Consider the following 13071-nt stretch of genomic DNA (forward strand, 5'->3'; position numbering starts at 1 on the left):
ATCCGATAAACTTTTGAAGCGCCTATCTGCCTTTTTTATACTGATTGGAGTAATTGTAAGGTTCAGGCAGTATTTTCACAATAAAAGTTTGTGGTTAGATGAAGCCATGCTTGCATTGAACATTATCAACCGCAACTATGAGCAGTTGCTGCAAACGCTGGATTATCAGCAAATGGCGCCGCCTGCATTTCTTTGGGTGAGCAAGCTGGCGGGCAGTTGGCAAGGATATACGGAATGGGGCTTGCGTTTGTGGCCGTTTTTGGCAAGCCTGTTGGCCTTGCTGCTGCTTTGGCAACTGCTGAAAAGTTTGTCGGCTTCTGCTGCCGAACAGTTGGCTGTAATAGTATTGTTTGCCTGTTCGTTTCGCCTTTCGTACTATGCGGGTGAGTTTAAACAATACAGCAGCGATGTTTTTTGGGTCATGCTATGCTTATTGCTTGGCTTAAAAGCCGACCTGTTGCAAAGTTGGCGGAAGGCAGCAGCCGTATTGCTGGCGGGTGCAGTGGGTTTATGGTTCAGCCATCCGCTGATTTTTGTGCTGGCCGGCATAGGGTTTTATCAGCTTTGGCAGTGGCAGTTGCAACGCAAACCTGCGGACTTGCTGCCGCTTGCCGCTGTCGGAGGGGGATGGTTGATGAGCCTGGGCATACAGTACGTGTTCATTTTGGCAAAAGATACTAATCGGGCTGCCATGCAGGACTACTGGAAAGAGGCCTTTCTGCCTGTGCCCCCTCACGGAAAGGCAGAACTGGAGGCATGGCTAAATATTCCTCAGCAATTATTTTACAGCACGCTGGGTATCAATAGCATCGGCTGGTTGCTGATATTTATCGTACTGGCAGGGGTTATATTGCTGTGGGAACAAAAAAGGTATTGGGTAATGGCATTGCTGCTGCCCCTGCCGCTGATAATTGTTGCTTCCGTATTGAAAATTTATCCTTTCAGCAGTCGCCTGCTGTTATTCCTCACCCCACCCACAGCCCTTTTAACGGGAATGGGCATTGTTGCCATCATCAAGCGATTGAATCATCCTGCCCTTACGCTGTTGTTGGTGTTGCTTGTTTTCATACAACCTGTTGCACTGGCAACCCTGCACATCTTTAAGCCGATAGAAAACGAAGAAATTAAACCGCTTTTGCGCTACTACGAACAAAATGCCCGTGCGGATGATGTGTTATACATCTATTACGGCGGCGGCAATGCGGCCAGATACTATGAGACCATCGGGTTTGCAAAACTGCCGGGCCGCGTAATTTACGGCAATTTTGACCGCAACAACCCATTGCGAGGCATTGCTCAGGATGTTTCCCAACTGCCAATTGCCGAATCGCGCCGTATTTGGGTGCTGTTCAGCCACATACTGAACAAGGAAGACCTTTACACACGGGAATTATTGGGGTCTTACAAAGAAGGAAAACTTATGCAAAAAGCCACGGGAACCGAACTGTACTTGTTTGAATAAAATGGGCGGCAACCCTAAGCTATTGGCAATCAGCACAAATTTTATGGCACTCCGGCAACTGATATTAACCGAATTGCGGCAGTTCTGGCGCGAGCCCGGCGCGCTTTTCTGGACATTGGTTTTTCCACTAGGCTTGGCAGGCGCACTGGGGCTGGGTTTCAGCAACCGCAGCGAGCCCACCTATGCCATTGGTATAGAAGCAGGCGAAATGCCGCCTTTTCTGCAAACCGTACGGCAAGCGCCGCAATCAAAATTTACCATCCGCCAAATGAGCAGGCAGGCAGGGCAAACCGCTATCAAGCGCGGCGAAATTCTGTTGTTTGTAGGCAAAGACAGCAGCGGCACTTTCGCCTTCCACTTTGACCCCGCCAACAGCGAAGCCGCACAGGCATTTAACGTACTGGAAAATACGATACTGAAACAACAGTTGAACGCATCCCCGCTGCGCATAGCCCCTGTTACTACCCAAGGTTATCGCTACATAGATTTTCTCATCCCCGGCTTGCTGGCCATGAGCATCATGAACTCTTGCATCTGGGGCATCGGTTGGTCGCTGATAGAATACCGCATGAAGAAATTGCTGCGACGCATGGCGGCAACTCCCATGCGCAAAACAGATTTTTTGCTGGCGCAAATGATTACGCGCCTTCTGCTGCTGGCGTTAGAATTGGGGCTGCTCATCGGTTTTGCCTATGCCTTTTTTGGGGTAATTGTACAAGGGGCGTGGTCGGCTTTTCTGCTGCTGGTGTTGGCAGGTACGTGGGCTTTTTCGGGATTGGCCTTCCTAATGTCGAGCCGAACGGCCAAAACCAACATTGCCAATGGCCTCATTAATGCCATCACCTTGCCCATGACCGTTGTTTCGGGTGTGTTTTTCAGCTATCAAGGCTTCCCCGAGCCATTGGTTGCATTTATCAAGTGGTTGCCGCTCACCTTGCTGGCCGATAACCTCCGCAGCGTTTTCAACGAAGGCTACGGCGTGGCACAGGTAGCTCTGCCCGCAGCGGTACTTTTCGGGCTGGGCAGCCTGCTTTTTGCCGTTGCCCTGCGGATTTATAAATGGCAGTAGAGAATGGTTGATAGTGTTTAATATATCAAACATTTTTTGTATTTTTGTTTTATATATCAAACATTATGAAATCTCAGGCAGTCATATTATTACCTACTGCAAAGCGAGTATTAGAACAGTTTGGAGAATCTATCCGTCTGGCACAGCTGCGGCGTAAAATCAGCACAACCTTGCTTGCCGAGCGGGCAGGTATCAGTCGTTCTACCTTGTGGCAAATTGAAAAGGGAACCCCTACGGTTGCCATTGGTGCCTACATACAAGTGCTATTCGTTATGGGGTTAGAAAAAAACTGGCTGGCCGGTGTTACCGAAGATCCCTTAGGGCGCAAACTGCAAGACATCGGACTGATTACCAAAAAGCGTGCGCCAAAGCGTCGTAAAAAAAGCAACAGCGATGAAGAGAATTGAGGTGTATATTTTCTTTGTAAGATATAAATGATTGAAAATAAGCATATTAAACCCCGATAGACAGCTGATTCTATCGGGGTTTAATGTATACCTACGCAATAGCCCGCAACGTGGCAGGAGGCTCCAGATAGCCGGAAAGTCGCCAGCAAACCTGCCAAACCTGCCTGATTTGTTCATGCGAGAGTTGGAAGGGGGCATGTTCGGAGTTGTCGCTCAGGCAGGTAATCAGCCCCTCTTGCGGCAGTCGGTTTTCAATGCGTTTTACCTGCAAGCCGTTTTCTTCGCTTTCTACCAAACAAACCTCTTGTTGTGGCAACTCCTGCCAACGATGGCGCTCAATTTCCTTGCAAATAATAATATCGCCGTGTTGTAAAGTAGGAGACATACTGTCGCCGCGAACAGTTACGGCAATGTGCCTGCCACCCCGCACCAAATGGTGCGGCAAATGGATGACTTCTTCCGAAGCAATGTAGGAGCTTTCGGGCAAATAGCCGCCTTTGCCATTGGCGGCCGCTTTTACATCCAACAACGGGATGCTGCGCATGTTAGCTGCCGCAGCTGCCGATTTTTCCTCCATTGTCTGCTTAAGCATTTCTCCGTATCCGCTAATCAGCCACTCTATTTGTACTTGCGGATAGGTTGTGCAGATTTTGTGCAGCATATCAAAACCGGGTTTGCTCTGCTGTTTGCCGTTGGTGTAATTATTAATAACGGCAGGGCTTACCCCGAGCGATTCGGCGAATCGCTTTTCGCTGCCCCCGCAGTAGTGGTCTATCAGCAGGGTAATGCGTTGTCCGACGGTGGTTTCCATAAGTTTCAATAATTAAATAAAATATTTTTCAATAACTATTGATTGTTTCCAGAAAAGTGTTTTATCTTTGTTCAATAATTAATGCAAACATAAACAATGAAATTCAATAAGTAAAGATTGTAACCAAGAAAATTTCTGAATTACAGTTCTTTACAAACCGGATTGCCCCGTAACTGATTAATTGATTACTATAATTATTGAACAGAGCCATGAACGAGCTTTATGTAAAACTCAGAAGAAATCTCGGCCTCTCGCTAATCTTACTGATTGGTTTAGGAGTTGAGTTCAGCAATTTCCAAAGCATGTTCGTTAAATTCATGCTGCAGTATCGCCCCGACTGGGGAGCTTTCAACCACATTCCGGCGATTTTCCTCAGTGCCTTTTTGCTGTTGTGCATTGTTATTTTCGGTATTCGCCGCCAAGTTGCGCTCTCATGGTTTTTGGCGCTGCTGACCTGCGTTATCTCTTTTGCCGTGTACAGCCGCATGAATCTTTCTTGGAATTGGGACGAGATGAACGAAATTCACTTCGTAATTTTGATTCTGTCGGGTATGCTTCCTTTGTTGGTAGCTTACAGCACGCACCAGATTACGCACGACAACGAAGCAACATTTGACGAAATGGAGGAGTACGAGCGCCGCCACAGAAAGCCTGCCCGCCAGTCGGGCGGCAATTACAGCAACCCGCCGCGCTATCAGGTGCAAGAGCAGTACCCGCACAACTATGCACAACGCCATGCCCCGCAGGCAAAAACACAGCCGCCGCGCGACGTTCCCAGAGGTAAGTACGGAATAGGCGAAGTGGATGAGTTCCGCCGCGAACCTGTGCAGCGCACCATATACCGCCAACCCGAAAACTACGTACCGCCTATGTATGAGCCTTCTTACGAGCCAACACCACAGCCGGAATATCGCCCGCCAGTGCCGCCCCAACCCGATGCGGACGAGCACTCACATACCAAATATGCCCAATTGAAGCCTACGCCACGGGTGGTTCGCCCGCAGGTACAGGTAGAGCCGGAAGAAAAGCAGCCCGCCGTGCAGTTTGCCGAACGCCGCGAGGTATTGCTGAAAGTGGATAAACCACGCGAGGGGGCAACCGACCGCAAACCCGCAACAAACAAACCCGCAAGCGGCTACTTGATTACTTGCCAACATTGCGGTGCACAGAGCATGAAAAAAAGCAAGGCTGCCAAATATTGTTCGGAAGAGTGCCGCAACGAAGCCAATAAGAACAAAGCCGGCAATGCAAGCTCAGCAACAACAGGTGTTGCCTTTGAAATGAAACGCGACGAGTACGACACCAAAGGCATCATGGAGTGGGTAAACGTGGGCTGAAAAGCATGCTTTGAAAATTTTTGGGAAGCTCCTTTTCAGTCAAAAATCAGATGTGGCTAATTGTCAGTCAAATCCCGATTTGTGCAATTGTATCTTTTAATGAACTTGATTTTACACGAAACCAATCAGGCGAATAAAGCCGTTATTTGCAAAACCAAACAGTGCAGATTACCATGAAAACCACAAAATCCATCCTTGCGCCTCAATTGAGTTGCCGGCACTGCGGCAAGCAGATTCAGTACGTTACCAGTGCCGAGCAGCAGTTTTGCTCCAATACCTGCCGCAGCAGCTTTAACCAGTCGGTGCGATTGCAGCAGCAAACCCGCCTGACAGTTTCGCACCTTGCTACTGCGCGCCGCAGCGGAGCCAAAAAAGCACAGCCCGAAGCAGCCGTAATGCAGGCACAGCCCGTAATGCCCCTGAAACCAAGTGCAGAAGTGGCAGCCTTTGCCAAAGATGCTACACCCGAGCAACTGTTGGCGCTGTTGGAAAAAACCCTTGTGGAATTGGCAGAAGCCAAAGCGCAAAATGCTGTTTTTCAGGAAGAACTCGGCAAATTTCGCAGAGTGGCCGGTAATCTGTTCTATCTGGCAAGCTGATACAACGCCGCACAGCCGTCAGATGGCCTCCAAAGCATTTTAATCATGGTTACTTTGAACAAAGCTTAACGTTGTGAGGTTTTAACATAGTTTGATTCATTTCACACGTTAAATTTTGGGGATAAGAAAAAGCCTGATAGCATCTATCAGGTTTTTTTATTTAATTCAGGGGCACAACCCAAACCTTTCATGACACCATTTACAGCCGAATTGCTCGGTACATTCCTCTTGATTCTTTTCGGCAACGGTGTTGTTGCCAATGTAGCACTGGCTCGCACCAAGTCGCAAAACGGCGGCTGGATAGTTATTACGCTGGCTTGGGGGCTGGCAGTCGCAATGGCCGTTTATGTAGTAGGGCGCATCAGCGGTGCGCATTTGAACCCCGCCGTAACGTTGGCAATGGCCTCCACAGGTGCATTCCCGACGGCAGACGTGCCGACCTACCTGCTGGCGCAGTTTATCGGTGCTTTTTTGGGGGCTGCCCTTACTTTTGCCTATTTCCGTCCGCACTTTGCCGCCACCGCAGACAAAGACACAAAGCTGGCCGTATTTGCTACCTCTCCGGCTATCAACAAACCGCTGAACAACCTGCTGAGTGAAATTATCGGCACGTTCGTGCTTGTATTAGGCATTATGGGCATCGGTGCAAACCAACTTGCCGATGGTATCAATCCGCTGCTGGTAGGCTTATTGGTTGTCCTCATCGGATTGGCGCTGGGAGGCACTACGGGCTATGCCATCAACCCCTTCCGCGACTTAGCCCCAAGGCTGGCGCATTTTCTGCTCCCCATTCCCGACAAAGGCAGCAGCAATTGGGGTTATGCTTGGATACCCGTTGCAGGGCCTGTTCTTGGCGGAACGGCTGCTGCACAGTTTTTTGACGTAGTTGTTAAAGGCAATTCGGCAGGAACACTTTTTTACATCAGTATTATTCCTGTTGTGCTTCTCTTCGTTTGGAATGTTTTTAAGGATTAGCTGATGCAAAAAACGCTCGTATTATACGCCCGCATTTGACGCCAAATGCCAAAAGCAAGGGTTTATACAAAAGCGCAAGTGGTTTGCAAAATGCTTTTTGTAAGTTGTTGAAAAACAACTATTTAAACTTGACAGGTTTTGAAAACCTGTCAAGTTTGAGTATAACTGCAAAACTTGGATGAAAAGCTACCCTAAAGCCGGGTTAAAAAAACTCTTATGAAAAAACTCCCCGGCTTTGATAGGGTTGAGCACGAAACCTTAAAGCATTTAAAGAAGTTATTCTTGAAACACCCCCTCCCCTACAATCTCGCCGTTACCTGCGATTTATCGTAGAAGCCCTTCACATCGTAAATCACTGTCTTTTCGTGCTTCAATGAGTTGAGCTCCAAGTCTTTGAACTCTTTGTGTGCCACGGCAAGAATAACTGCATCGTAGGTGCCGCCAATGCTCGGCAGCAAGTCAATGCCGTATTCGTGGCGAACTTCCTCGGGGCTTGCCCACGGGTCATATACATCCACGTGTGTACCGAATTCCTTCAATTCGCGGATAACGTCAATCACTTTGGAGTTTCTGATATCGGGGCAGTTTTCTTTGAAAGTAATGCCTAATACGAGCACTCTTGCGGTTTTAATATTGGTGCTTTTGTGAATCATCAGCTTCACTACCTTTTGGGCGATAAAGGTGCCCATGTTGTCGTTGATGCGCCTGCCCGACAAAATAACCTGCGGGTGATAGCCGATGCTTTCTGCCTTGTGTGTGAGGTAGTACGGGTCAACGCCGATGCAGTGCCCCCCCACCAAACCGGGCGAAAAGGGCAGAAAATTCCACTTCGTGCGAGCACTGGTGAGTACTTCCTTCGTATCAATACCCATTCGGTCAAAAATAAGTGCCAGCTCGTTCACAAAGGCAATATTGATATCGCGCTGGGCATTTTCAATAACTTTGGAGGCTTCTGCCACCTTAATAGAGGGTGCTAAATGTGTGCCTGCATCAATAATGGAGGCATACAATGCCTGAATTGTTTGGGCAGCCTCCGGCGTACTGCCGCTGACTACCTTTTTGATTTTGCGGATGGTGTGTTCCTTGTCGCCGGGGTTGATTCGCTCGGGCGAATAGCCGCAGAAAAAGTCCTGATTGAACTTCAGGCCGCTTTGCTTTTCCAAAATCGGCACACAGTCTTCCTCGGTACATCCCGGATAAACGGTAGATTCGTAAATCACGATGTCGCCTTTTTTAAGGGCTTTCCCGACCGTCGTGCTTGCCGAAATAATCGGCCTTAAATCCGGTTGTTTGTATTCATCTACCGGTGTAGGCACGGTAACGATGAAAATCGTAGCATTGCGGAGCTCGGCAGGGTCGCTGGTATAGCGAATGTGGGTAGCGGCACGCAAGCTGTCCGAATCTACTTCTAATGTGTGGTCGATTCCGTTTTTAAGTTGTTGAATTCTGTTTTCATTGATGTCAAAACCAATAACGGGTTGTTGTTTGCCAAATTCAACGGCCAATGGTAAACCTACATAACCAAGTCCAATAACGGCAATTGTTTGTGTGTTAGGGTTGTTAAGCATGGGAAACTGTATTAACAGGGATTAAAATTTTCTCTTTATCCAATTTCTGATAAACAGAGTTGTTGCTGATATATTCGGGGATAGCTTTCTTCATAATGCGCACCATTTCCATACTGTCCCTTTTTTCCAGCGCATTTCGGAATGCTTCCATGTAGGCACTGACGGTGTTGTACGTATAGCTCAACTTATCTTGACCAATCATAATTTTAGGATGATAGGTCCTAGTTAGCCCTTCCGAATCGGTCAGCAGTTCTTCTATCAGTTTTTCGCCGGGGCGCAATCCCGTAAAATGGATGGCGATATCTTTATCAGGTTCATAGCCTGCCAAACGAATCATTTTTTTCGCCAAATCAACAATTTTCACGGGCTTACCCATGTCAAATATAAAAATTTGTCCGGCAGCACCCATTGTGCTTGCTTCTAATATTAATTGACAAGCCTCGGGGATGGTCATAAAATAGCGGGTAATTTTGGGCGATGTTACGGTAACGGGGCCGCCTGCCTCTATCTGCTTCTTAAATCGCGGAATTACGGAACCGTCTGAGCCCAATACGTTGCCGAAACGCGTAATAATGAATTGCGTATTCGTGTTCATGATGCTTCGGTTGAGCGCCTGCACATAAATCTCTGCCATGCGCTTAGATGCCCCCATCACATTGGTCGGATTCACTGCCTTGTCGGTAGAAACCATTACAAAACGCTCTGCCTGATACTTTACGGCAAGGTCTGCCACTATTTTAGTTCCAATAATATTGTTTTTTACTGCCTCACACGGGTGTGCTTCCAGCATGGGCACGTGCTTGTATGCGGCGGCATGATAGACAATGTCGGGTTTGTATTGCATAAAAACTTCCTCCATTCTGGGCAAGGACGCTATGTTGGCCAATACAGGTACAACATCATCAAAAAATACCTCTTCCTGAATGGCCAGATGCAACTCGTGCAGCGGCGACTCGGCCTTATCCAGAATAATGAGTTGTACAGGGTTCAGATGGGCTATTTGGCGGACAAGTTCGCGCCCGATGGAGCCGGCAGCACCCGTAACAAGCACTTTGCGACCTTTCACAAATTGCATGATGTGCCTGCTGTTCAATACTATCGGGTCGCGTTCCAACAAGTCTTCAATGTTGATTTGCTGCAATTGTTTTACCTGAAAACTGCCACCCGACCACAAGTGAACCGGAGGAATTTTCAGCACCTCCAAACCCATTTGCAGGCAATAGTCCGCAAAAGCCTGATACTTACCTGTCAGTGTGTTTTGCGCAATCACCACTTTGTGCACGCCGTATTTTTGGATAATCTGGTCAAGTTGCTCATGGTTGCTGATTACACGGATGCCATCCAGCAACTTATAGGTAGTCGTAGGGTCTTCATCAAAAAATGCCACGATACGATAGTTAAACAATGCATCATTTTCCATGGTGCGCTTAGTGGCAAGTGCCCAATTGCTTGCCCCGCATATCACCACATTAACCTTTCTTTGCTGCGACACTTGTTGCTCCGGCTTCACATACCGATAAAATATGACCAGCCCAAACCGATAAGCCAGCATCAATACAAGCGTAAGTATTGCACAAATAACGGCTATCGAAAAAGAATAAGCGTGGCTCATCTGAGGTACTATGCTTGCGTAATACACCATCACAATGATGGCATCGCTTACCACTAAGGCAGAAAAGATGCGCATAACATCGTGTACACCGGCATATCTGATAATACCTGAGTACGTTTTAAAATAATAAAACGCAATACCTCTGGCAATAACAATCACTAACAAAGTAGCAGGGATTGCTTCTACTATATCGCTTCTCACCTCCATATTGAACCGCAATGCAACGGCTGCCACGAAGGCGAAAACAGACAGAAATAAATCGATGGATGCTATCGGCATTTGATGCATGAATGCACGATTAAGCAACTTTTTAACATTTTCCATACATAAAAAATTTAATGTATTATAAATGGCTATATAAAGATATAAATAGATTTCAAATTGAAAATTTTTATCATTTTTTTATCTTTATTAAAAAAATACAACACTATTTAGAATCCACGTCCTACAAAACCACATCTAAAATAGTTAAAACAGCACTTTTATAGATAATATGAGCAATAACTATCGTAATTATACAATACCATGTCTTATCCATAAGCTATATTAAAAAGCAATTAAGCAAATAAAATTAATGTAATATTTGTTCAATTTTTAGCAAAATTTTATCTATTAAATACTTTTTAGAAAGGATTACTATTGTTGATATTTTATAAAAAACGATTGATTTGCATTCTTTTTTTGGATACAAAAGCCCACCACGTCCGAATTTTTTCGGACGACACTTTCACAACCGAATAACTAAGACAACTTAATTTTGAGGTAGTTACAGCATACCCCTTACAGACCGTATGAATAGGTAACTATTGATAAATCGGGAAGGGTATGCTAAACTCTGTTTTGCATGTGCTTTAGCCGGCTGCTATATCCACACCGCATTGGTTTTTACGCTTTCTGCCGCTTCGCGAATTCTGGCGCGGTCTTCAGGCGTAAGATTAGAGCCGGAAGGTAAGCACAAGCCCCGTTCAAACAGGAACTCCGAGGTACCGTCGCCATAGAAAGGACAGTCAGCATAAATGGGTTGCAGGTGCATCGGCTTCCAAAGCGGACGCGATTCTATGTTATCTGCCGCCAGTGCCAAGCGCATATCCTCACGGGTAAAGCCTGCCTCCTCGGGGTCTATCAGAATACAGGAAAGCCAACGATTGGCCAGCACCCCTTTTGGTTCGCGCAGGAACGATACACCCGGCCACCTGCCCAACCATGACTCATAAAAATCATGATTGGCGCGCCGCTGTGCTACCCGTTGGTCAAGAACTTCTATCTGACCTCTGCCAATAGCCGCGCAGACGTTACTCATCCGATAATTGTAGCCAATCTGCGTGTGCTGATAGTGTGGTGCAGCATCTCGCGCCTGTGTGGCCAAGAATCGGGCTTTTTCTATCCATTCTTTGTTGTTGGAAAGCAGCGCCCCGCCGCCCGAAGTGGTAATAATTTTATTGCCGTTAAATGAAAAAATACTCATATCGCCAAGCGTGCCACATGGCCGCCCGTAATAAACGCTGCCCAAGGCTTCTGCCGCATCTTCTATCAGAGGGATGTCATACTCGCGGGCAATGGCCAGTATTTCGTCGGCTTGTGCGGGCATCCCGTACAAATGCACATAGATAATAGCTTTGGGTTTTTTACCACGACGCAGGCGGTCTTTAATAGCGGCACGAAGATGCACGGGACTCATATTCCATGTGTCGGATTCACTGTCCACAAAAACAGGCGATGCACCCAAATAAACTATCGGGTTAGATGTGCCGCAAAAAGTCATTGATTGGCAAATAACCTCATCGCCTTGGCCTACACCCAACAGAATGAGTGCCAGATGAATGGCTGCCGTTCCCGAGCTGAGCGCTGCAACGTGAGCCGCACCCGTATAATTCTGTAAATCGTGTTCAAAGCCATCCACATGAGGTCCCAGCGGGGCTATCCAGTTTTCGTCGAATGCCTGATTAACATAACGGCGTTCGTGCTCGCCCATATGCGGCGAAGAGAGCCAAATCCTTGATTGGCCGGAAGTCGAAGTTTGCATAAAGTTGTAGTTCTATATATAATGGTACAAGTAGCAGCAAGTATAACTTAGCTATTGCAATATATAAAAGGTTTGAAATATGCGCAAAATAATAATAAATATTACATTAAAAATTTTAAAAAAAACAGCCGAATTTTTGAGTAGAGTCTGCGAACAGCCTACTGTAAATGAGCATAAAAAAAGCACACCTTATGGTATGCTGCGTTTTTTATCAGTATTTTCAAGTGCTTGGATTAGATTTTATATAAATAAAAAAGCATTAAAAAATTACGTACATATAATAATGAAAGGAAAAACTATAAATAACAATAAAAGGAATAATTACGCAGTATGTAGCCAACCCTGTACTCTGGCAGGTACGCCATATGCTTTTGTAAAAGGTGGAATATTACTTACAACCATACTTTGCCCGCCAATAACAGCGCCCTGCCCTATGCGGGCATGCTGCCGCGTGGCAACCCCGATGCCCACGTCCACACATTCTTCCACGTAGGTAAAGCCTGCAAAGTTTACCCCCGGGGCTAAGGTGCTGAACGACGAAATAGTGCAATTATGCCCGATGGCGCAATTCATGTTCATGATGACAAAGTCGCCAATGAAGGTTTCGTGATTGACCGACACGCCCGGGTAGATGATGCTGCCTTTGCCAACGCTTACCCCGTGCGAAAGCCACGCGTTTTTTGACACAAAAGCAGGAAAATCATACCCGCCCGCTGCAATTTTTTCGCATATTTTCCTGCGGATAGTCGGTGAGGCTATGCCTACGGCAACGGCAGTTCCTAAGGGGGCAAAATCGGCGATTTGGTCGGAAGTGCCCAGCACTTCATAGCCGAATATCCGCCGCCCGATTTTCTGCTTGTCGTCGTCCAAAAAGCCGATGATGCGGTAAGGCTGTGCGAAAAGGTCAAGGTTATAGGCTAAAAACCCGCCGACATTACCCGCCCCGATGATGACTAATGGTTTCATAAATAATGCAAACTGTTTACTAATTGCTTGATAATCAGCAATTTTTGAATAAAAAACAAAATGAAACGTCAGCGCAAAATGCGCATCTTTGAATCGCATTTTTACGATGCGAATATAACACGAAGAGGCTGTCCAAAAAGTCTGGATAGCCTCTAATTAATTGATTATCTTTGCTTTGCAAGCAGTATATAAGTGCATGGGCAAAGTAGTCTTTAAGCAGCGACCGGGCAAAAGTCCCGAAC

At 46.7% G+C, this 13071-nt stretch carries 11 protein-coding genes; 6 read left to right on the forward strand and 5 right to left on the reverse strand.

Annotated features, from left to right (window positions below):
* Positions 1-13 precede the first annotated feature (13 nt).
* From NDK19_RS13360 to NDK19_RS13370, 3 genes are all read left to right on the forward strand, one after another.
* On the forward strand, positions 14-1462 hold the full coding sequence (locus tag NDK19_RS13360) for a glycosyltransferase family 39 protein (protein ID WP_250632396.1): 1449 nt from the start codon (positions 14-16) through the stop codon (positions 1460-1462).
* Position 1463: 1 nt separating this feature from the next.
* Positions 1464-2531, forward strand: a complete 1068-nt coding sequence (locus NDK19_RS13365; protein WP_250632409.1) for an ABC transporter permease — start codon at positions 1464-1466, stop codon at positions 2529-2531.
* 65 nt (positions 2532-2596) lie between these two features.
* Positions 2597-2938, forward strand: a complete 342-nt coding sequence (locus tag NDK19_RS13370) for a helix-turn-helix domain-containing protein (RefSeq protein ID WP_250632397.1) — start codon at positions 2597-2599, stop codon at positions 2936-2938.
* 91 nt (positions 2939-3029) lie between these two features.
* Here NDK19_RS13370 and NDK19_RS13375 read toward each other — a convergent pair whose 3' ends face one another.
* A complete protein-coding gene (locus tag NDK19_RS13375; RefSeq protein ID WP_250632398.1) occupies positions 3030-3749 on the reverse strand; it encodes a S24 family peptidase in 720 nt (239 codons plus the stop codon).
* A 209-nt stretch (positions 3750-3958) separates the two neighbouring features.
* On the opposite strand from NDK19_RS13375, the gene NDK19_RS13380 reads away from it, so the two are divergent.
* The 3 genes from NDK19_RS13380 to NDK19_RS13390 all read left to right on the forward strand — a co-directional run bounded on the left by NDK19_RS13380 (position 3959) and on the right by NDK19_RS13390 (position 6660).
* On the forward strand, positions 3959-5086 hold the full coding sequence (locus NDK19_RS13380) for a hypothetical protein (RefSeq protein ID WP_250632399.1): 1128 nt from the start codon (positions 3959-3961) through the stop codon (positions 5084-5086).
* Positions 5087-5259: 173 nt separating this feature from the next.
* Positions 5260-5685, forward strand: coding sequence for an eL24 family ribosomal protein (locus NDK19_RS13385; RefSeq protein ID WP_250632400.1), 426 nt, complete (start codon positions 5260-5262; stop codon positions 5683-5685).
* 189 nt (positions 5686-5874) lie between these two features.
* Positions 5875-6660, forward strand: coding sequence for an MIP/aquaporin family protein (locus NDK19_RS13390; RefSeq protein WP_250632401.1), 786 nt, complete (start codon positions 5875-5877; stop codon positions 6658-6660).
* A 299-nt stretch (positions 6661-6959) separates the two neighbouring features.
* Here NDK19_RS13390 and NDK19_RS13395 read toward each other — a convergent pair whose 3' ends face one another.
* The 4 genes from NDK19_RS13395 to NDK19_RS13410 all read right to left on the reverse strand — a co-directional run bounded on the left by NDK19_RS13395 (position 6960) and on the right by NDK19_RS13410 (position 12829).
* Positions 6960-8228 carry a nucleotide sugar dehydrogenase gene (locus NDK19_RS13395; RefSeq protein WP_250632402.1) on the reverse strand — a complete coding sequence of 423 codons (1269 nt, stop codon included), beginning with the start codon at positions 8226-8228 and terminating at the stop codon, positions 6960-6962.
* Complete coding sequence (locus NDK19_RS13400; RefSeq protein WP_250632403.1) at positions 8221-10164, reverse strand: polysaccharide biosynthesis protein; 1944 nt, start codon at positions 10162-10164, stop codon at positions 8221-8223. Before NDK19_RS13400 ends, NDK19_RS13395 begins: the two co-directional genes overlap by 8 nt.
* Before the next feature lie 538 nt (positions 10165-10702).
* Complete coding sequence (locus NDK19_RS13405) at positions 10703-11863, reverse strand: DegT/DnrJ/EryC1/StrS family aminotransferase (RefSeq protein WP_250632404.1); 1161 nt, start codon at positions 11861-11863, stop codon at positions 10703-10705.
* A gap of 321 nt (positions 11864-12184) precedes the next feature.
* The gene (locus tag NDK19_RS13410) at positions 12185-12829 is read right to left on the reverse strand and encodes a NeuD/PglB/VioB family sugar acetyltransferase (RefSeq protein ID WP_250632405.1); all 645 of its coding nucleotides are present in this window, start codon (positions 12827-12829) and stop codon (positions 12185-12187) included.
* Positions 12830-13071: the final 242 nt, after the last annotated feature.

The organism is Rhodoflexus caldus, from assembly GCF_021206925.1.
Taxonomy (GTDB): Bacteria; Bacteroidota; Bacteroidia; order Cytophagales; family Thermoflexibacteraceae; genus Rhodoflexus; species Rhodoflexus caldus.